Origin of the sequence: Vreelandella alkaliphila, from assembly GCF_016107625.1 — a bacterium.
Classification (GTDB): domain Bacteria; phylum Pseudomonadota; class Gammaproteobacteria; order Pseudomonadales; family Halomonadaceae; genus Vreelandella; species Vreelandella alkaliphila.
In genome coordinates this window covers 1-399 of record NZ_JABASV010000043.1, presented here as the reverse complement: position 1 = coordinate 399, position 399 = coordinate 1, and the positions used below count along the sequence as shown (strand labels likewise).

At 60.9% G+C, this 399-nt stretch carries 1 protein-coding gene; it reads left to right on the top strand.

Annotated elements, in window-relative coordinates:
* Positions 1-2: 2 nt before the first annotated feature.
* Positions 3-399 (top strand): biotin/lipoyl-containing protein (locus tag JFC11_RS18895; RefSeq protein WP_422822571.1); only part of this gene is annotated, 397 nt, incomplete at its 3' end.

Sequence of the window (399 nt, the reverse complement as noted above, 5' to 3'; positions counted from 1 at the left end):
CGGTGTCAGAAGGCGACGTCATTGAAGCGGAAGACACCCTAATCACCCTGGAATCCGACAAAGCCAGCATGGACGTCCCGGCCCCGAAAGGCGGCAAGGTGCTCAAAGTGCTGGTCAAAGAAGGCGATACTGTCTCCGAAGGCGACGACATTGTTGAGCTGGAGGTTGAAGGCGGCACAGACGGTGGCGAAGAGACGTCAGCCCCTGCGTCTGACAGCCAGCCCAACGACGCGCCAGCGAAACAAGACAAACCGACGCAGGAAGCAGCCCCCGCACCGGCAGCGAAGAAAGCCAGCGGCGGCAAGCAGACCGTTGACATCAAGGTGCCTGACCTGGGCGGTTCCGACAGCGTTGAAATCATCGAAGTCGCGGTTAGCGCCGGTGATGAGGTCAACGCCG